The organism is Ruegeria sp. AD5, from assembly GCF_056542345.1.
The window spans coordinates 913,898-934,860 of sequence record NZ_JBQFZR010000001.1 but is presented as its reverse complement, the minus strand read 5'-3'; the positions used below and the strand labels follow the sequence as shown (position 1 = coordinate 934,860).

Sequence of the window (20,963 nt, the reverse complement as noted above, 5' to 3'; positions counted from 1 at the left end):
AAAGGAAAACCAAATGGCCAAGAAGCTTGCTGGTACAATGAAGCTGCAGGTTCCTGCAGGTCAGGCGAACCCGTCGCCGCCAGTTGGTCCGGCGCTGGGTCAGCGCGGCATCAACATCATGGAATTCTGCAAGGCGTTCAACGCCAAGACCGCAGACATGGAGCCCGGCGCTCCGTGCCCGACCGTGATCACCTACTATCAGGACAAGTCCTTCACCATGGACATCAAGACGCCGCCCGCGTCTTACTACCTGAAAAAAGCGGCTGGTCTGAAGCCGGTCGGCAAGCGTAACCGCCCTCGTGGTGCGGAAAACCCAGGTCGTGAGACCGTGGCAACCGTAACCTCGAAGCAGGTTCGTGAAATCGCCGAAGCCAAAATGAAAGATCTGAACGCCAACGACGTCGAAGGCGCAATGCAGATCATCCTGGGCTCGGCCCGCTCTATGGGCATCGAGGTGAAGTAAGATGGCAAAACTCGGTAAACGTACCCGCGCTGCGCGCGAAGCTGTCGCTGGCAAGGAAAACCTGTCGGTCGAAGAAGCTGTTTCCCTGGTCAAAGGCAACGCAACCTCAAAATTCGACGAGACCATCGAGATCGCTCTGAACCTCGGCGTTGACACCCGTCACGCGGACCAGATGGTTCGCGGCGTTGTTGGCCTGCCGAACGGTACCGGCAAAGCGATGCGCGTTGCTGTATTTGCTCGTGGCCCCAAGGCAGACGAAGCGAAAGAAGCGGGCGCAGATATCGTTGGCGCGGAAGATCTGATGGAAACCATTCAGGGCGGCACCATCGAATTCGATCGCTGCATTGCAACCCCGGACATGATGCCGATCGTCGGTCGTCTGGGTAAAGTTCTGGGCCCTCGCAACCTGATGCCGAACCCCAAAGTTGGCACCGTGACCATGGACGTGAAAGCCGCCGTGGAAGCAGCCAAGGGCGGTGAAGTTCAGTTCAAGGCGGAAAAAGGCGGCGTTGTGCACGCCGGTGTTGGCAAAGCGTCGTTCGACGAAGCCAAGCTGGTTGAAAACGTCCGCGCCTTCATCTCGGCTGTGGCCAAGGCCAAGCCGTCGGGCGCCAAAGGCACCTATATGAAGAAAATCGCGCTGAGCTCGACCATGGGCCCGGGTGTGACTCTGGACGTGGCGGCTGCTGCGGGCGAATAAGCCTTAGCGTCAAGCTGTGAGTACTTGATCCCGGGTAGTGAGAACTGCCCGGGATTTTTGTCGCGTGCCATATGAGAAACGGGCTGTAGTTTTGTGATAGCGTGGGTGCTTGCACCACAAATGAAATCCTGAAGTGTTGCCAATTTCGAACCCGGTTATAGCTATGCTGACTAAAAAGCAGCGGCACGCACAAACATAGATTCAATGCCTCAGCAGCAGTGGCTAAAGAAGCGATTGAACTGGGGGTTGCGGTCTGACACAGTTCCCCCATTGTCGTGTAGTAGCTGTTAGAGAATACCCATCAATGAACCAAAATATTCGTCAGAAATCACTTCCAGAAGATCGACGCGCCTTTTGGGACCAATTTTATGCGAAATCGGCAGGGTCATGGGAGCTTACCTTGCCGTCGCAATTCGCAGCGTTTGTGGGAAATGAGATTGATCGGCAGTCACATGTCATTGACGTAGGGTGTGGGAATGCCCGTGACAGTTTTTTCTTTTCGCGACACGGGTTCAAAGTGACCGGCATGGATGCGTCTGAGGCAGCGATTGCGTCAGCGCAAAAGCATGCACAAAAGCAGGGCGGAGACGATCTTGAATTTGTTCGGACCAATCTCAAAGATGGATTGGTTGAACGGGTGTTGTCCGAGCGACGATCTGAAACCGTTTGCGTTTACGCTCGGTTCTTTTTGCATGCGATCACAGATGATGAAGAGGATGCTCTGATCCGTGCGCTGCGGAGCGGGTGCAGGCCTGGCGATGTCGTGGCGTTCGAATATCGAACGTTGGCGGACCGCGCCACAACGAAAATAGCGGCGCCGCATTTCCGGCGTTACGTAAGTGCGACGGATCTGGATGCCAAAATGGAAGCCTCCGAATTCCGAAAATGCTATGGTGTAGAAGGCGGAGGCTTCGCAAAATATAAAACAGAAGATGCGATCGTCGCCCGCGCGATCTATGAAAAAACACCATGACTGAAGCAGAAGTAATCAAGGAGCTTGCCTTACTTCGTGAGCATGTTTTCAAGCATGCTGCGGCCCAAACTGCACTACCACGGCCTCGTAAAACGCGCCTGGCCGTTAATTCGCTAAAGGAACCAATAAAGCGCTTAGAAAACCAGGCACTCCTTGATGATTGGGAAGAGATTTTCATCCTTCTTTGCTGCCATGGGAGAACAAAGCCTGCCCGGACGCACGGTAGGCTGAAGCATATGGAAACTCGATATGCGGATCAGGGTAAGGAAGCGCGCTTTGCCTCGTTCTTTGAGCGCGTGAAGCAGACGCTATACCCCGATTTCATTACACCGCATGGCTATAACAGAACATTCGGGGAAAAGACTGGCGATGATATCTTTTCAAAACTTGACGCCGAGCTTGAACCCGTAATCCGTTTAGGAAAGCCGATCATGCTGTACGCTGGCGCATTGTTGGGTCATGTTCGCGAGGGTGGATTGATCGGTCACGATGACGATGTCGATTTTGCGGTGTATTTGGGTGAGTCCACGCTTGAAGGCGTCGCAGAAAAATGGGCTGATTATCAGCGAAAGTTGCTGGACAGCGATTGCTTGGATGACAATTCGCTGAAAAACAGCATACCTATCTTCAAAGTCAAAAATAACTTGGGTATTGATATCGATCTGTTTCCGGCATGGACGGAAAACGGGCGCTTTAGCGTGTATCCGTACTCACTTGATGATCTGCCGGAAAGCACGATTTTCCCACTCAAATCGCTTAACGGTGGTGAAATAATGCTGCCACAGGACGCGCCTGCATTGCTGGCCCAAAGTTACGGTAACAATTGGCGGATACCGGACCCGCTTTTTCATTTCCATTGGCGACGGGCGCGCCGTAAGTTTGCACCTTTGTGTCAGCGCGACTTTAGTATCAGTTGAAAGCGCCGCGCCATAGGCCCTCAAGTTGCAATCACATTTGTGCCAAGGGGGTAAGTCAGGGGTATGCCTGACCAGATCAATGTAGGGATATGCGCTTTGTCGCGGCAGGGGTGAGGCTATGGTTTGTGCGCAGCGAATTCTGCAAGCCTTAATGTCGGCTTGTTTCCCAATAACCAAGAGGTCTCAGAACATTTCCAGCTATGTGGCTTCCTCTGCGCAGAAGACGCGAGTCACCTAAATTTACCCCTTGGAAACCCGGCCCATCTGTCCTAATTAGAGCCACGGAATAAAGCGTGCGATTCGTCGTGCGCTTTATTTTGTTTCGTCCAAGACGGTGGGTGGGTCCATCTGGCCCCTTAATTCCCTGCCTGAGACGGGTAAGACCAAAGAATTCTGAGGGTCACGATCCTCGGGCGCATTTTGGCCCATCCCGTAACAACGGACCTGAACGCCGGAGCGAAAGCTGCGGCAAATATGAGCCGGGGTGAGATATCGCCCCTAACTTGGAGAGAACTGTGGATAGAGCCCAGAAAGAGAAAGTGGTCGAGGAACTCGGCCAAATCTTCGAAAGCTCTGGCGTCGTAGTGGTTTCGCACTACGCCGGTCTGACAGTTGCCGAGATGCAGGACCTTCGCGCACGTGCTCGTGACGCGGGTGGTGCCGTGCGTGTTGCCAAGAACAGGCTCGCCAAAATCGCCCTTGAGGGTAAGCCGTGTGAAAGCATGGCCGACCTGCTGACAGGGATGACCGTTCTGACCTATTCCGAGGACCCCGTGGCAGCTGCCAAGGTGGCCGAGGACTTCGCCAAGGATAACAAGAATTTTGAGATCCTCGGCGGTGCAATGGGCGAGAACGCTCTGGACCGCAAAGGCGTCGAAACAGTTTCGAAAATGCCGTCTCGTGAAGAGCTTATTGCTTCGATCGTTGGCTGCATTGGCGCACCTGCTTCGAACATCGCCGGCGCGATTGGCGCACCTGCAAGCAACATCGCAAGCATCCTTTCCACCATCGAAGAGAAGGCGGAAGCTGCGTAAGCGGTTGGCACTGAATGATCTGCGTAGGGGAACCACCCTGACGTTGGAACACACACTGTAAAACGGAAAGAGCTAATACAATGGCTGATCTGAAAGCACTCGCAGAAAGCATCGTGGGTCTGACCCTGCTGGAAGCACAAGAACTGAAAACCATCCTCAAAGACGAATACGGCATCGAGCCCGCAGCTGGCGGCGCCGTAATGGTTGCAGCTGGTGGCGACGCCGGTGGCGCAGCTGAGGAAGAAAAAACCGAATTCGACGTCGTTCTGAAGAACGCCGGCGCTTCGAAAATCAACGTGATCAAAGAAGTTCGCGGCATCACCGGTCTGGGCCTGAAAGAAGCCAAAGAGCTGGTCGAAGCTGGCGGCAAGATCAAAGAAGGCGTGTCGAAAGACGAAGCCGAGGAAGTCAAAGGCAAGCTGGAAGCAGCTGGCGCCGAAGTCGAGCTGGCCTAAGCCAACCGACAGGTGCATCGCTGATGCGCCGCAAAATTTGGCTGGGTCCGGAGAAATCCGGGTCCAGCCGAACCTGTCTTAGAAAGGGCCTCATTGTCTGGGGCGTTTTCTAAGACACGGTTTTCGGATCGGGAGGCCACCTTCGGGACGGTGGTCACGAATTGATCCGGACGTGTCGTCTCGATTGTGCAAGATGCCGGGGCCCGACGGTGTCTTTGCCCGCTGAGAACATCGAAAGGTGACATCTGACATGGCTCAAACGTTCCTTGGCCAGAAACGTCTTCGTAAATATTACGGCAAAATCCGCGAAGTGCTGGAGATGCCGAACCTCATTGAGGTGCAGAAATCTTCTTATGATCTTTTCCTGCGCTCCGGCGATGCAGAACAGCCCACAGACGGCGAAGGCATCAAAGGTGTGTTCCAGTCGGTTTTCCCGATCAAGGATTTCAACGAAACCTCCGTTCTGGAGTTCGTGAAATACGATCTGGAAAAACCCAAATACGACGTCGAAGAGTGCATGCAGCGCGACATGACCTACAGCGCGCCGCTGAAGGTCACACTGCGCCTGATCGTGTTTGATGTCGATGAGGACACCGGCGCCAAATCGGTCAAGGACATCAAAGAACAGGACGTGTTCATGGGCGACATGCCCCTGATGACACCGAACGGCACGTTCATCGTGAACGGCACCGAGCGCGTGATCGTCAGCCAGATGCACCGCTCGCCCGGTGTGTTCTTTGATCACGACAAGGGCAAGACCCATTCCTCGGGCAAGCTGCTGTTTGCCTGCCGCATCATCCCGTATCGCGGCAGCTGGCTGGACTTTGAGTTCGACGCCAAGGACATCGTGTTCGCCCGTATCGACCGTCGTCGCAAACTGCCTGTGACAACCCTGCTTTATGCGCTGGGTCTGGATCAGGAAGCGATCATGGACGCGTATTACAACACCGTGTCCTACAAGCTGGACAAGAAGAAAGGCTGGGTTACGCCCTTCTTCCCCGAGCGTGTGCGCGGCACCCGTCCGACATATGATCTGATCGACGCGAAATCGGGCGAAGTGATTGCCGAAGCGGGCAAGAAAGTCACCCCGCGCGCGGTCAAGAAGCTGATCGACGAAGGTGCTGTTACCGACCTGCTGGTGCCCTTCGACAACATCGTCGGCAAGTATGTCGCCAAGGACATCATCAACGAAGAAAACGGCGCGATCTATGTCGAAGCCGGTGATGAGCTGACCCTGGAGTATGATAAAGACGGCGACCTGATCGGCGGCACTGTCAAGGACCTGATGGATGCGGGCATCACCGACATCCCGGTTCTGGACATCGACAACGTCAACGTTGGCCCCTACATGCGCAACACCATGGCTCAGGACAAGAACCTGAACCGTGAAAGCGCGCTGATGGACATCTACCGCGTCATGCGTCCGGGCGAGCCTCCCACCGTCGAGGCTGCGTCGGCTCTGTTCGACACCCTGTTCTTCGACAGCGAGCGCTATGACCTGTCCGCCGTTGGTCGTGTGAAGATGAACATGCGTCTGGCTCTGGACGCGCCGGATACGCTGCGCACGCTGCGCCGCGAAGACATCGTGGCCTGCATCAAGGCGCTGGTGGAACTGCGTGACGGCAAAGGCGACGTGGACGATATCGACCACCTCGGCAACCGTCGTGTGCGTTCGGTCGGCGAACTGATGGAAAATCAGTACCGCGTTGGCCTGCTGCGCATGGAGCGCGCGATCAAAGAGCGTATGTCGTCGGTCGAGATCGACACCGTCATGCCGCAGGACCTGATCAATGCGAAACCAGCTGCGGCTGCTGTTCGTGAATTCTTTGGCTCATCGCAGCTGTCGCAGTTCATGGACCAGACCAACCCGCTTTCGGAAGTCACCCACAAACGCCGTCTCTCGGCGCTTGGCCCGGGTGGTCTGACGCGTGAGCGTGCGGGCTTTGAGGTGCGCGACGTACACCCGACCCACTATGGTCGGATGTGCCCGATTGAAACGCCCGAAGGTCCGAACATTGGTCTGATCAACTCGCTGGCCACCTTTGCCCGCGTGAACAAGTATGGCTTCATCGAAACACCCTACCGCGTCGTCAAAGACGCCGAGGTGACCGATGAGGTACACTACATGTCCGCGACCGAAGAAATGCGTCACACCGTGGCGCAGGCGAACGCGACGCTGGATGCCGATGGCAAGTTCATCAACGATCTGGTTTCGACCCGTCAGGCCGGTGACTACACCCTCGCCCCGCGCGAGAATGTGGACCTGATCGACGTGTCGCCGAAACAGCTGGTCTCGGTTGCTGCATCGCTGATCCCATTCCTTGAGAATGACGACGCCAACCGCGCTCTGATGGGCTCGAACATGCAACGTCAGGCGGTTCCGCTGCTGCGGGCCGAGGCTCCGCTGGTCGGTACCGGAATCGAGGAAAAGGTTGCGATCGACTCGGGCGCTGCAATTCAGGCGAAACGCGCCGGTATCATCGACCAAGTCGATGCCCAGCGTATCGTTATCCGCGCCACCGAGGATCTGGAACTCGGCGATGCTGGCGTTGACATCTATCGTCTGCGCAAGTTCCAGCGTTCGAACCAGAACACCTGCATCAACCAGCGTCCGCTGATCAAGGTGGGTGACACCGTGCAGAAGGGCGAGGTCATTGCCGACGGTCCGTCGACCGATATGGGTGAACTGGCCCTTGGTAAAAACGTGGTCGTCGCGTTCATGCCGTGGAACGGTTACAACTACGAAGACTCGATCCTGATCTCGGAACGTATCGCGCGTGACGACGTCTTTACCTCGGTCCATATCGAGGAATTTGAAGTCGCCGCCCGTGACACCAAGCTGGGCCCGGAAGAGATCACCCGCGACATCCCGAACGTCGGTGAAGAAGCGCTGCGCAACCTCGACGAGGCTGGCATCGTTTACATCGGCGCGGATGTTGAGCCGGGCGATATTCTGGTCGGCAAGATCACTCCGAAGGGCGAAAGCCCGATGACACCGGAAGAAAAGCTGCTGCGCGCCATCTTTGGTGAGAAAGCATCAGACGTGCGCGACACCTCGCTGCGCGTGAAGCCGGGCGATTACGGTACGGTTGTTGAGGTTCGCGTCTTCAACCGTCACGGCGTCGAGAAAGACGAGCGTGCGCTGCAGATCGAGCGTGAGGAAGTCGAACGTCTGGCCCGTGACCGGGACGACGAGCTGGCGATCCTTGACCGCAACATCTATGCGCGTCTGCAAGGCCTGATCCTGGGTAAAACCGCTGTCAAAGGCCCGAAAGGCGTCAAGGCAGGGTCGGTGATCACCGAGGATCTGCTGGAAACCCTGACCCGTGGTCAGTGGTGGCAGCTGGCGCTGGAAGGCGAGCAGGACGCACAGATCGTCGAGGCTCTGAACGAGCAGTACGAAGTGCAAAAGCGTGCTCTGGACGCCCGTTTCGAGGACAAGGTCGAGAAAGTCCGCCGTGGCGACGACCTGCCGCCGGGTGTGATGAAGATGGTCAAAGTCTTCATCGCCGTGAAGCGTAAGCTGCAGCCGGGCGACAAGATGGCCGGTCGTCACGGGAACAAAGGTGTGATCTCCAAGGTTGTTCCGATGGAAGACATGCCGTTCCTGGCCGATGGTACTCCGGTTGACTTCTGTCTGAACCCGCTGGGTGTGCCTTCGCGTATGAACGTCGGTCAGATCCTTGAAACCCACATGGGTTGGGCCGCACGCGGTCTGGGTCTGAACATTGACGACGCTTTGGGTGAATACCGCCGGTCCGGCGATCTGACCCCGGTACGCGAAGCGATGAAGCTGGCCTATGGCGAAAATGTCTACGAAGAAGGCATCACAGGTCTGGACGAGGATGGCCTGATCGAGGCTGCGGGCAACGTGACCCGCGGTGTTCCGATTGCGACCCCGGTCTTTGACGGGGCCAAAGAGGCTGACGTCAACGACGCGCTGGTGCGTGCAGGCTTCTCGGAAAGCGGTCAGTCGGTTCTGTTCGACGGGCGCACCGGTGAGCAATTCGCGCGTCCGGTGACCGTGGGCATCAAGTACCTGCTGAAACTGCACCACCTGGTGGACGACAAGATCCACGCGCGTTCGACCGGGCCGTACAGCCTGGTTACCCAGCAGCCGCTGGGTGGTAAGGCGCAGTTCGGTGGTCAGCGCTTTGGTGAGATGGAAGTCTGGGCTCTGGAAGCATACGGCGCCGCCTACACCCTGCAGGAGATGCTCACCGTGAAATCGGATGACGTCGCCGGCCGGACCAAGGTCTATGAGTCGATCGTCAAGGGCGAGGATAACTTTGAAGCGGGCGTACCGGAATCGTTCAACGTTCTGGTGAAAGAAGTCCGTGGCCTCGGCCTGAATATGGAACTCCTGGATGCGGAGGTTGAGGAGTGAGGGCGCAGCCCTTTCTCCCGTCCCCCCTTCCGCAAGATTTGAGGTAACAAATGAACCAGGAAATCACCAACAACCCGTTCAACCCGCTGACGCCCCCGAAGGTCTTTGACGAGATCAAGGTCTCGCTGGCGTCGCCCGAGCGAATCCTGTCTTGGTCCTATGGCGAGATCAAGAAACCCGAAACCATCAACTACCGCACGTTCAAGCCCGAGCGTGACGGTCTGTTCTGCGCGCGTATCTTTGGCCCGATCAAAGATTACGAATGTCTGTGCGGCAAATATAAGCGGATGAAATATCGCGGCGTTGTCTGCGAGAAATGCGGTGTGGAAGTCACCCTGCAGAAAGTCCGCCGCGAGCGTATGGGCCATATCGAACTGGCCGCGCCCGTCGCACACATCTGGTTCCTGAAATCGCTGCCGTCCCGCATCGGTCTGATGCTGGACATGACGCTGCGTGATCTGGAACGCGTTCTGTACTTTGAAAACTATGTCGTCATCGAGCCCGGTCTGACTGACCTGACCTACGGCCAGATGCTGACTGAAGAAGAGTACATGGACGCGCAGGATGCCTATGGCATGGATGCGTTCACCGCGAATATCGGTGCCGAAGCCATCCGCGAGATGCTGGCACAGATCGATCTGGAAGCCGAAGCCGAGCAGCTGCGCGCTGATCTGGCCGAAGCAACCGGCGAGTTGAAGCCCAAAAAGATCATCAAGCGTCTGAAGGTTGTTGAATCCTTCCTCGAGTCGGGCAACCGGCCTGAATGGATGGTGATGACCGTGATCCCGGTCATTCCACCGGAACTGCGTCCGCTGGTCCCGCTGGATGGTGGCCGTTTCGCGACCTCGGATCTGAACGATCTGTATCGCCGCGTCATCAACCGGAACAACCGTCTGAAGCGTCTGATCGAACTGCGCGCGCCTGACATCATCGTCCGCAACGAAAAGCGGATGTTGCAGGAATCCGTGGACGCTCTGTTCGACAACGGCCGTCGTGGCCGCGTGATCACCGGCGCCAACAAGCGTCCGCTGAAATCGCTGTCGGACATGCTGAAAGGCAAGCAGGGCCGCTTCCGTCAGAACCTTCTTGGTAAGCGCGTCGACTTCTCGGGCCGTTCGGTCATCGTGACCGGTCCGGAACTCAAACTGCACCAGTGTGGTCTGCCCAAGAAGATGGCGTTGGAGCTGTTCAAGCCGTTCATCTACTCGCGCCTTGAAGCCAAGGGTCTGTCTTCGACTGTTAAGCAAGCGAAGAAACTGGTCGAGAAAGAACGTCCCGAAGTGTGGGATATCCTCGACGAGGTGATCCGCGAACATCCTGTCATGCTGAACCGTGCGCCGACGCTGCACCGTCTTGGCATTCAGGCGTTCGAGCCGGTTCTGATCGAAGGTAAAGCCATCCAGCTGCACCCGCTGGTCTGCTCGGCCTTTAACGCCGACTTCGACGGGGACCAGATGGCCGTTCACGTCCCGCTAAGCCTTGAGGCGCAGCTGGAAGCGCGTGTTCTGATGATGTCGACGAACAACGTTCTGTCGCCTGCAAACGGTGCACCGATCATCGTTCCGTCGCAGGATATGATCTTGGGTCTGTACTATGTGACCCTCGAACGCGAAGGCATGCCGGGCGAAGGCAAGGTCTTCGGTTCGATCGAAGAAGTTCAGCACGCGCTGGACGCCGGTGAGGTGCATCTGCACTCGAAAATCACCGCGCGGATCACGCAGATCGACGACGAAGGCAACGAAGTTCAGAAGCGCTATGAAACCACTCCGGGCCGTCTGCGTCTGGGTGCATTGCTGCCGATGAACAACAAAGCCCCGTTCGAGCTGGTCAACCGCCTGCTGCGGAAGAAAGAAGTGCAGCAGGTGATCGACACCGTCTACCGTTACTGCGGTCAGAAAGAGTCGGTTATCTTCTGTGACCAGATCATGTCGATGGGCTTCAAAGAAGCGTTCAAGGCGGGCATCTCGTTCGGTAAGGACGACATGGTCATCCCGGATGACAAGTGGGGCATCGTTGATGACACCCGCGGTCAGGTGAAGGACTTTGAACAGCAGTACATGGACGGCCTGATCACTCAGGGCGAAAAGTACAACAAAGTTGTTGATGCCTGGTCGAAGTGTAACGACCGCGTCACCGAAGCGATGATGAGCACCATCTCTGACGTTGCCAAGGCCGAAGACGGGTCGGATCAGGAGCCGAACTCGGTCTACATGATGGCCCACTCCGGTGCGCGTGGCTCGGTCACTCAGATGAAACAGCTGGGCGGTATGCGTGGCCTGATGGCCAAGCCGAACGGTGACATCATCGAGACGCCGATTATCTCGAACTTTAAAGAAGGTCTGACCGTTCTCGAGTACTTCAACTCGACCCACGGTGCCCGTAAGGGTCTGTCGGATACCGCTCTGAAGACGGCGAACTCGGGTTACCTGACCCGTCGTCTGGTGGACGTCGCACAGGACTGCATCGTTCGCGAGATCGACTGTGGTACTGAGCGTGCGATCACAGCCGAAGCCGCCGTGAATGACGGTGAGGTTGTTGCCTCGCTGGCCGAACGTGTGCTGGGTCGTGTGGCGGCTGACGATGTTCTGCGTCCGGGCACCGATGAGGTGATCGTGGCCGCTGGTCAGTTGATCGACGAACGCATGGCGGACACCATTGACGAAGCTGGTGTTGCGTCGATGCGCATCCGCTCGCCTCTGACCTGTGAGTCCGAGGAAGGCGTCTGCGCCACCTGCTACGGTCGTGACCTTGCACGCGGCACGATGGTGAACACAGGTGAGGCTGTCGGCATCATCGCCGCGCAGTCCATTGGTGAACCCGGTACGCAGCTGACGATGCGTACTTTCCACATCGGTGGTGTTGCGCAAGGTGGTCAGCAGTCGTTCCAGGAAGCCAGCCAGGAAGGCGTCGTTTCCTTCGAGAACCCGCAGATTCTGGTCAATGCCGCAGGCGAAAGCCTCGTTATGGGCCGGAACATGAAGCTGGTGATCAGCGACGAACACGGCGAAGAGCGTGCCAGCCACAAGCTGGGCTATGGCTCCAAGCTGTTCGTCAGGGACGGCACCAAGGTTGCTCGTGGCGACAAGCTGTTCGAATGGGATCCCTACACCCTGCCGATCATCGCCGAGAAAGCCGGTACCGCGAAATATGTCGACCTTGTTTCGGGCCTTGCGGTCCGGGATGAGACCGACGATGCAACCGGCATGACCCAGAAGATCGTGATCGACTGGCGCGCGGCCCCCAAAGGCAGCGACCTCAAGCCCGAGATCATTCTGGTTGGTGAAGATGGCGAGCCGGTCCGCAACGATGCGGGCAACCCGGTTCACTATCCGATGTCGGTGGATGCGATCCTGTCCGTCGAAGATGGTCAGACCATCGAAGCCGGTGACGTTGTTGCGCGTATCCCGCGTGAAGGCGCCAAGACCAAGGACATCACCGGTGGTCTGCCACGTGTGGCCGAACTGTTCGAAGCCCGTCGTCCGAAAGATCACGCGATCATCGCAGAAGCCGATGGTTACGTGCGCTTTGGCCGCGACTACAAGAACAAGCGCCGCATCAGCATCGAACCGGCTGACGAGTCCATGGAGACCATCGAATACATGGTACCCAAGGGCAAGCACATCCCGGTCGCCGAAGGGGACTTCATCCAGAAGGGTGAATACCTGATGGACGGTAACCCGGCTCCGCATGACATCCTGTCCATCATGGGTGTCGAAGCGCTGGCGGATTACATGATCGACGAGGTGCAGGACGTCTACCGCTTGCAGGGCGTGAAGATCAACGACAAGCACATCGAAGTCATCGTGCGCCAGATGCTGCAGAAGTGGGAGATCCTGGATTCAGGTGACACCACCCTGCTGAAAGGCGAACATGTCGACAAGCAAGAGTTCGACGCAGCCAACGAGAAGACTATCTCGCGTGGCGGTCGTCCGGCTCAGGGTGAGCCGATCCTTCTGGGGATCACCAAAGCTTCGCTGCAGACGCGTTCGTTCATCTCGGCGGCGTCGTTCCAGGAAACCACCCGCGTGCTGACCGAAGCCTCGGTTCAGGGCAAGAAAGACAAGCTGGTTGGCCTGAAAGAGAACGTAATCGTTGGTCGACTGATCCCCGCCGGGACCGGTGGGGCCACTCAGGCCGTCCGCCACATCGCGCAGTCGCGTGACAACGTGGTTATCGAAGCCCGCCGGGAAGAGGCCGAAGCAGCCGCTGCTCTGGCCGCTCCGACCTTCGACGACGACATGGTCGGTGATGAGCTGGACGTTCTGGTGGAAACACCGGAAAGCCGCGAATAGGCACCCTCAATAACTAAGAAAGGCCCCGCGATTTCGCGGGGCCTTTCTTGTTGTGAGCGCTCCGAGGCGAACTCTCACAAAGATAGTTACTAATGTGACCCGGTTTGTGGCATGCTTTCGTCAACAGAGGAGGGGGCCGCAATGACAACTCGTCAAACGCATGGGCGAAAGCGTCTGTATGACAGTATTTTGGACACCGTCGGAGACACGCCAAGCATACGAATAAACAGGATCGCGCCCTCAAACGTGACGGTCTATGTGAAGTTCGAAGCATTTAACCCGGCCAGTTCTGTCAAGGATCGCCTTGCCCTCAACATCATCGAAGCGGCAGAACGCGACGGTAGCTTAAAACCCGGTCAGACAGTAGTTGAGGCGACCTCGGGGAATACCGGTATCGGGCTGGCGATGGTCTGTGCGGCCAAAGGCTATCCCTTGGTTGTGACGATGGCCGACAGTTTCTCGGTCGAGCGACGCAAGCTGATGAGGTTTTTGGGGGCAAAAGTTGTCCTGACACCGCGCGCGCAAAAGGGGTTCGGCATGTATACAAAAGCCAAGGAATTGGCCGAGCAGAACGGCTGGTTCCTGGCCAGCCAGTTCGAAACCGCAGCCAATGCCGATATTCACGAAAATACCACCGCGAGGGAAATCTTGGGTGATTTTGACGGGCATAATCTGGATTATTGGGTTACGGGCTATGGCACTGGTGGGACCGTCTCGGGCGTGGCCCGGGCTCTTAGAAAAGCGCGCCCTGAGACCAAGATCATACTGACAGAGCCTGCCAACGCAGCCATTGTGTCGTCAGGATATGTGAACACGCGCAATGAAATACACCAGCCGACCGAGAGCCACCCGAACTTCGAACCGCATCCGATACAGGGTTGGACGCCTGATTTCATTCCGTGGGTTCTGCAGGAGGCCATTGATAACTCGTACTATGATGAGTTGATTCCCGTTCCCGGTAGCGACGGTATTGCATGGTCGCGCCGTTTGGCCGCGGAAGAGGGGATATTTACCGGTATTTCTGGTGGCTCGACCTTTGCGGTCGCGATGAAACTGGCCGAGACTGCGCCGGAAGGTTCCGTCATGTTGGTAATGTTACCAGATACGGGCGAGCGTTACCTTTCGACCCCATTGTTTGATGGCGTAGAAGAGGAGATGACGGATGATGAGATCGAGATCTCGAAATCTACGCCTTCCGCCCAGATGACAGATTGAAACGACTGAAAAGTCGACAGTTTGTGTAGCTCGTCGGAACTATTACTACAGGATTGTCCGGCGCATATTGACTTCGTGATCGATTGAACAGTGAGTACGGCGATATATTGAAGACCGGGTGTTGATTAAATGAGTCCTAACGTTAAAGGCGCGCTGCTGATGATGGGCAGCATGGTGGCCTTTACCGTCAATGATGCGTTGGTGAAAGTGGTGGGGCAAGATCTGCCTCTGTTCCAACTTGTGACCATGCGCGGAGTTTTGGCGACAGTCCTTGTGTTGATAATGGCCCGTTATCTTGGGGCGCTTCACCTGAATTTTCCCCTCCATGACAAATGGCTTATCGCATTACGTTGCCTGGCAGAGTTGGCGGCGACCATCTTCTTTTTAACGGCTCTGATGCACATGCCGCTTGCCAACGTTACGGCAGTTCTACAGGCGTTGCCGCTGACCGTGACTTTGGGTGCTGCCTTATTCTTCGGTGAAGTAATTGGATGGAGGCGTATTGCTGCAATTGCGCTTGGGTTCGTCGGTATGTTGTTGATCGTTCGGCCCGGTCCTGAAGGGTTCAGCATCTATGCGATTTACGCATTGATTGCGGTTGCTTCCGTTACAGTTCGCGATTTGATCACCCGCCGAATGTCAGCCGAAGTACCTTCTATGGTGGTAACACTGGCGACATCCCTCACTATCACATTGGCAGCGATCATCGTCTCCACGTTTGAAGGATGGGTGCCGGTCTCGACCGCATCTGGAGCGATGATCGCCAGCGCTGCGGTCTTTGTTCTGATAGGCTATCTGTTCAGTGTCATGGTGATGCGCGTGGGCGAGGTCGGTTTTGTTGCGCCATTTCGCTATTCCAGCCTGCTTTGGGCACTGGGACTGGGGTGGGCTGTGTTTGGTGACTGGCCGGACGCGATCACAATGCTGGGTGGTGCATTGGTAGTTGGGGCAGGGATGTTCACTCTGTTTCGCGAACGGTCGCGTCAGGCGGAGAAGTGAGGCAAACGTACGAAACCGGGGTTTAGCGCGAAACGCGTGGCAAAATCGGTCTCGATTTCGGGCGTGATCGGCGCAAGCTGCGCCTTCTGCTTTTCAGCGCGCGGCGAGTCGTTGGAGTTGTTCAATGTCCTGATCCACATCGGGCGATCAGGATAACTGACCACTGGCATGAAACGCCCGATCCGGTTGTGGGTAAAACTTATGATCGTGTGGGCGCACCCGCCCGCGATAAGCATGCCCAAGCCCACCCCAAGCAGAGATTTGTAGACTTGTGCCGCCCGAACCCCATTCGGCCCAAAGCAGGCCTGGTATCCGTTGTTGAAATCGAGGCCTATGGCCTGATTTTTTCCAATCAGCCCGGCAACATCATCGGCGGACTCGCGCAGTCTTTCGATGAAATTAATCGAAATGCTGTCGTCGTCATCATGGCGAAATTGAAGACAGGGCCGGTCCGGATTTGAACGCGCTTCCTGAAGGATTCGTTTCATGACCTGCCGGTGTTTCTGGCTTGGTTCGACGGGTCTTTGGACAATTCGTACCTGCTTGATGTCAGCGGTGAGGTCCTTAAGCCGGCCGAGCGCCTTTCGCGGCAGACAGTCCCCAACAACGACCAGAAGCTGATAGTCCCCATCTGTCTGCGCGCGAAAGCTGGGCAACGTCACAGATTCGAACAGGCGGAACCGCTCTTCCAGACGAGCAGGGTTGTAGAGATGGGCGCGCCGATCTGCGACCGTGTCATGTTCGATCTGGAAATCGCCCAGAGCAGGGAATGAAAATCGGCACAGGCCAAAGACTTGCATGGGGCATCCAATGGTTTGCAGGGCATGCTCACTATGCATCCGGTGCCGAAGTGCTGCAATGTGTCGGCGCAGTGGTAATCTCCATTAGTTCCTGATAGACGGCCGGAGCTCTTATGTACAACACGCCTTTCCCGCTGGGCTGTTGACACTCGGGCCGACTCCCCTTAATACGCGCGACATCTCGGTACCGGGGGCCGCCCCATAACCGATTTCAGTAATGAACTGGTCAAGGCCCGGACACTTTTATCGTTCGCGCCCTCTGATAACAAACCGCGACGTTCACCTCGGAATGGGAACGCTCGCGGGTTTTGCGCTTGTGGACGCATGAGTGCAGCGAATTTAACCGCACGCAACGCGCGTGCATGTCATGTGTGTTGCAAAACGGGGAAGAAACCGGAATGCCAACTATTCAACAGCTGATCCGCAAACCGCGGCAGCCCAAAGTAAAACGCTCGAAGTCCATGCACCTGGAGCAGTGCCCGCAGAAACGCGGCGTCTGCACCCGCGTGTACACCACCACACCAAAGAAGCCGAACTCGGCTATGCGTAAGGTTGCCAAAGTGCGCCTGACCAACGGGTTCGAGGTGATCTCGTACATCCCCGGTGAAAGCCACAACCTGCAGGAACACTCGGTTGTTCTGATCCGTGGCGGCCGTGTGAAAGACCTTCCCGGTGTGCGTTACCACATCCTGCGCGGTGTTCTGGATACTCAGGGCGTCAAAGACCGTAAGCAACGCCGTTCGAAATACGGCGCGAAGCGTCCCAAGTAAGAAGGAGAGGCTGATATGTCACGTCGTCACGCCGCCGAAAAACGCGAAGTCCTGCCTGACGCCAAATTTGGCGACAAGGTACTAACCAAATTCATGAACAACCTGATGATCGACGGCAAGAAGTCGGTCGCAGAGCGAATCGTTTACAACGCGTTTGACCGCGTTGAGAACAAGGTAAAGCGCGCTCCTGTCGAAGTGTTCCACGAAGCGCTCGACAACATCAAACCGTCGGTCGAGGTTCGCTCGCGCCGCGTTGGTGGTGCAACCTATCAGGTTCCGGTCGAAGTGCGCCCTGAGCGCCGCGAAGCACTGGCCATCCGCTGGCTGATCACTGCTGCGCGCGGCCGCAACGAAAACACCATGGAAGAGCGCCTTGCAGGCGAGCTGCTGGACGCCGTTCAGTCCCGCGGTACTGCCGTCAAGAAACGCGAAGACACCCACAAGATGGCCGAGGCGAACAAAGCCTTCAGCCATTATCGTTGGTAATCCGAGAGGCTTAGACCAATGGCACGCGAATATCCGCTCGAACTGTACCGTAACTTCGGTATCATGGCGCACATCGACGCAGGTAAGACCACCTGCTCGGAGCGTATCCTGTATTACACTGGTAAATCCCACAACATCGGTGAGGTGCACGATGGTGCAGCCACCATGGACTGGATGGAGCAGGAGCAGGAACGCGGCATCACCATCACTTCGGCTGCGACCACCACTTTCTGGGAACGCACCGAGGACGGTCAGACCGCAGAAACTCCTAAGCACCGCCTGAACATCATCGACACCCCCGGCCACGTTGACTTCACCATCGAAGTTGAGCGTTCGCTGGCGGTTCTCGACGGTGCTGTCTGCGTTCTGGACGCAAACGCCGGTGTTGAGCCCCAGACCGAAACCGTGTGGCGTCAGGCTGACCGCTACAAGGTTCCGCGTATGGTTTTCGTCAACAAAATGGACAAGATCGGCGCTGACTTCTTCAACTGCGTCAACATGATCGAAGACCGCACCGGCGCACGCGCTGTTCCGGTTGGTATTCCGATCGGTGCCGAGTCCGAGCTGGAAGGCCTGATCGACCTGGTCACCATGGAAGAGTGGCTGTGGCAGGGCGAAGATCTGGGCGCAAGCTGGATCAAAGCTCCTATCCGCGACAGCCTGAAAGACATGGCTGACGAATGGCGCGGCAAGATGATCGAAGCGGCCGTCGAAATGGACGACGACGCGATGATGGAATACCTGGAAGGCAATGAGCCCGACGTTCCGACCCTGCGCGCCCTGCTGCGCAAAGGTACTCTGGAAATCGCGTTCGTTCCGGTTCTGGGTGGTTCGGCGTTCAAGAACAAAGGCGTTCAGCCGCTGCTCAACGCTGTGATCGACTATCTGCCCAGCCCGCTGGACGTTGTTGATTACATGGGCTTCAAACCCGGCGACGAGGAAGAAGTTCGTGACATCGCCCGTCGTGCAGACGATGATATGGCCTTCTCGGGCCTGGCGTTCAAAATTATGAACGACCCCTTCGTTGGCTCGCTGACCTTCACTCGCATCTACTCGGGCACCATGAACAAGGGTGACTCGATCCTGAACTCGACCAAAGGTAAGAAAGAGCGCATCGGTCGTATGATGATGATGCACTCGAACAACCGGGAAGAGATCGAAGAAGCGTTTGCAGGCGACATCATCGCGCTGGCGGGTCTGAAAGACACCACCACCGGTGATACCCTGTGTGACGCGAAGGATCCGGTGGTTCTTGAAACCATGACCTTCCCCGATCCGGTGATCGAGATCGCGGTTGAGCCCAAAACCAAGGGCGACCAAGAGAAGATGTCTCAGGGTCTGGCCCGTCTGGCCGCCGAAGACCCGTCCTTCCGTGTGGAAACTGATCTGGAATCCGGTCAGACCATCATGAAGGGCATGGGCGAACTTCACCTGGACATCCTGGTTGACCGTCTGAAGCGCGAGTTCAAGGTTGAAGCGAACATCGGTGCACCTCAGGTGGCCTATCGTGAAACCATCTCGATGCCGGTCGAGCACACCTACACCCACAAGAAACAGTCGGGTGGTTCGGGTCAGTTCGCGGAAGTCAAGCTGGAGATCCAGCCGACCGAGGCAGGCGAAGGCTATTCGTTCGAAAGTCGCATCGTTGGCGGCGCCGTTCCGAAGGAATACATCCCGGGTGTTGAAAAAGGCATCAACTCGGTCATGGATAGCGGCCCGCTGGCTGGCTTCCCCGTGATCGACTTCAAGGTTGCCCTGCTGGACGGTAAGTTCCACGACGTTGACTCGAGCGTTCTGGCGTTCGAAATCGCATCGCGGATGTGTATGCGTGAAGGCATGCGCAAAGCTGGCGCGAAACTGCTTGAACCGATCATGAAGGTCGAAGTGATCACCCCGGAAGAATACACCGGCGGTATCATCGGCGACCTGACCTCGCGTCGTGGCCAGGTATCTGGTCAGGAACCGCGCGGCAACGCGATCGCGATTGACGCGTTCGTTCCGCTGGCGAACATGTTCGGCTACATCAACACTCTGCGTTCGATGTCGTCGGGCCGTGCCCAGTTCACCATGCAGTTCGACCACTACGATCCGGTTCCGCAGAACATCTCGGACGAGATTCAGGCGAAATACGCATAAGCGAAGATTTGAGGGAGCGCGGCTAACGCGCTCCCTTCATTACCGAAAAAGGAGGCCATCATGGCAAAGGAAAAGTTTGAGCGTAATAAGCCGCACGTCAACATCGGCACGATTGGCCACGTTGACCACGGCAAGACCACGCTGACCGCAGCAATCACCAAGTATTTTGGTGACTTCAAAGCGTATGACCAGATTGACGGCGCGCCTGAAGAAAAAGCACGTGGCATCACCATCTCGACCGCCCACGTGGAGTACGAGACCGACAACCGCCACTATGCGCATGTCGACTGCCCCGGCCACGCCGACTACGTCAAGAACATGATCACCGGTGCTGCCCAGATGGACGGCGCGATCCTGGTTGTGAACGCAGCTGACGGCCCGATGCCGCAGACCCGCGAGCACATCCTGCTGGGCCGCCAGGTTGGCATCCCGAAGATGGTCGTGTTCATGAACAAAGTTGACCAGGTTGACGACGAAGAGCTGCTGGAACTGGTTGAGATGGAAGTTCGCGAACTGCTGTCCAGCTACGAATACCCCGGCGACGATATTCCGATCATCGCAGGTTCGGCTCTGGCCGCGATGGAAGGCAACAACCCGGAAATCGGCGAAGAGAAGATCAAGGAACTGATGGCGGCTGTTGATGACTACATCGACACCCCTGAGCGTGAAGTTGACAAGCCGTTCCTGATGCCGGTCGAAGACGTGTTCTCGATCTCGGGCCGTGGTACCGTTGTGACCGGCCGTGTCGAGCGTGGCGTGATCAATGTTGGCGACGAGATCGAAATCGTCGGCATCCGTGACACTCAGAAAACCACCTGTACTGGTGTTGAAATGTTCCGCAAGCTGCTGGATCGCGGTGAAGCGGGCGACAACATCGGCGCACTGCTGCGCGGTATCGACCGTGACGGCGTTGAGCGTGGCCAGGTTCTGTGTAAGCCGGGTTCGGTTACACCGCACACCAAGTTCGAAGCCGAAGCCTACATCCTGACCAAGGAAGAAGGCGGTCGTCACACCCCGTTCTTTGCGAACTACCGTCCGCAGTTCTACTTCCGTACAACTGACGTGACCGGCACCGTGACCCTGGCGGCTGGCACCGAGATGGTTATGCCCGGCGACAACGTCGGCTTCACCGTCGAGCTGATCGCCCCGATCGCGATGGAAGACGGCCTGCGCTTTGCGATCCGCGAAGGCGGCCGCACCGTCGGCGCCGGCGTCGTCTCGAAAATCATCGAGTAATCCGCGTAAGCGAATATACAAAGAAAGGGCGTCCCTCGGGGCGCCCTTTTTCGTTTTTGCCTAAGCCAACAGTAATGCTAACTTCTTTCGTATTGAGACA

15 protein-coding genes are annotated in these 20,963 nt (G+C 56.9%); 14 read left to right on the top strand and 1 reads right to left on the bottom strand.

The annotated features are described in order from the left end of the window. Positions 1-13 precede the first annotated feature (13 nt). The 10 genes from rplK (at position 14) to ACR0JG_RS04660 (ending at position 15,435) form a co-directional block, all read left to right on the top strand. A complete protein-coding gene (gene rplK / locus ACR0JG_RS04705; protein WP_010440985.1) occupies positions 14-463 on the top strand; it encodes a 50S ribosomal protein L11 in 450 nt (149 codons plus the stop codon). Position 464: 1 nt separating this feature from the next. Beyond that, positions 465-1,163, top strand: a complete 699-nt coding sequence (gene rplA, locus ACR0JG_RS04700; RefSeq protein WP_010440987.1) for a 50S ribosomal protein L1 — start codon at positions 465-467, stop codon at positions 1,161-1,163. A 304-nt stretch (positions 1,164-1,467) separates the two neighbouring features. Then, entirely contained in the window at positions 1,468-2,136 is a 669-nt protein-coding gene (locus tag ACR0JG_RS04695; RefSeq protein WP_480567828.1) for a class I SAM-dependent methyltransferase, read from the top strand. Further along, on the top strand, positions 2,133-3,053 hold the full coding sequence (locus ACR0JG_RS04690) for a hypothetical protein (RefSeq protein WP_480567826.1): 921 nt from the start codon (positions 2,133-2,135) through the stop codon (positions 3,051-3,053). The genes ACR0JG_RS04695 and ACR0JG_RS04690 overlap by 4 nt, the downstream gene beginning before the upstream one ends. Positions 3,054-3,568: 515 nt before the next feature. Next, on the top strand, positions 3,569-4,087 hold the full coding sequence (gene rplJ, locus ACR0JG_RS04685; protein ID WP_010441181.1) for a 50S ribosomal protein L10: 519 nt from the start codon (positions 3,569-3,571) through the stop codon (positions 4,085-4,087). 80 nt (positions 4,088-4,167) lie between these two features. Beyond that, positions 4,168-4,542: a 50S ribosomal protein L7/L12 gene (gene rplL, locus ACR0JG_RS04680; protein ID WP_010441182.1), complete on the top strand. Its 375-nt coding sequence runs from the start codon at positions 4,168-4,170 to the stop codon at positions 4,540-4,542. 250 nt (positions 4,543-4,792) lie between these two features. Continuing rightward, entirely contained in the window at positions 4,793-8,929 is a 4,137-nt protein-coding gene (rpoB, locus tag ACR0JG_RS04675) for a DNA-directed RNA polymerase subunit beta (protein WP_170611190.1), read from the top strand. 50 nt (positions 8,930-8,979) lie between these two features. Then, positions 8,980-13,221 (top strand): DNA-directed RNA polymerase subunit beta', encoded by a 4,242-nt coding sequence (rpoC, locus tag ACR0JG_RS04670; protein WP_170596850.1) that lies wholly within the window; start codon positions 8,980-8,982, stop codon positions 13,219-13,221. Positions 13,222-13,362: 141 nt separating this feature from the next. After that, positions 13,363-14,436 carry a PLP-dependent cysteine synthase family protein gene (locus tag ACR0JG_RS04665; protein ID WP_480567824.1) on the top strand — a complete coding sequence of 358 codons (1,074 nt, stop codon included), beginning with the start codon at positions 13,363-13,365 and terminating at the stop codon, positions 14,434-14,436. A 129-nt stretch (positions 14,437-14,565) separates the two neighbouring features. Beyond that, positions 14,566-15,435: a DMT family transporter gene (locus tag ACR0JG_RS04660; RefSeq protein ID WP_480567822.1), complete on the top strand. Its 870-nt coding sequence runs from the start codon at positions 14,566-14,568 to the stop codon at positions 15,433-15,435. Here ACR0JG_RS04660 and ACR0JG_RS04655 read toward each other — a convergent pair. Beyond that, a complete protein-coding gene (locus ACR0JG_RS04655) occupies positions 15,420-16,274 on the bottom strand; it encodes a putative rhamnosyl transferase (protein ID WP_480567820.1) in 855 nt (284 codons plus the stop codon). The two genes, ACR0JG_RS04660 and ACR0JG_RS04655, sit on opposite strands and share 16 nt — an antisense overlap. Before the next feature lie 359 nt (positions 16,275-16,633). Here ACR0JG_RS04655 and rpsL point away from each other — a divergent pair, with 359 nt between their 5' ends. The 4 genes from rpsL to tuf are packed head-to-tail and all read left to right on the top strand — an operon-like array spanning position 16,634 to position 20,863. Further along, the gene (gene rpsL / locus ACR0JG_RS04650) at positions 16,634-17,005 is read left to right on the top strand and encodes a 30S ribosomal protein S12 (protein ID WP_005621086.1); all 372 of its coding nucleotides are present in this window, start codon (positions 16,634-16,636) and stop codon (positions 17,003-17,005) included. 15 nt (positions 17,006-17,020) lie between these two features. Then, entirely contained in the window at positions 17,021-17,491 is a 471-nt protein-coding gene (gene rpsG, locus ACR0JG_RS04645) for a 30S ribosomal protein S7 (protein WP_010441203.1), read from the top strand. 18 nt (positions 17,492-17,509) lie between these two features. After that, positions 17,510-19,627, top strand: a complete 2,118-nt coding sequence (fusA, locus tag ACR0JG_RS04640) for an elongation factor G (protein WP_170328783.1) — start codon at positions 17,510-17,512, stop codon at positions 19,625-19,627. A gap of 60 nt (positions 19,628-19,687) precedes the next feature. Then, complete coding sequence (gene tuf / locus ACR0JG_RS04635; RefSeq protein WP_010441214.1) at positions 19,688-20,863, top strand: elongation factor Tu; 1,176 nt, start codon at positions 19,688-19,690, stop codon at positions 20,861-20,863. Positions 20,864-20,963 lie beyond the last annotated feature (100 nt).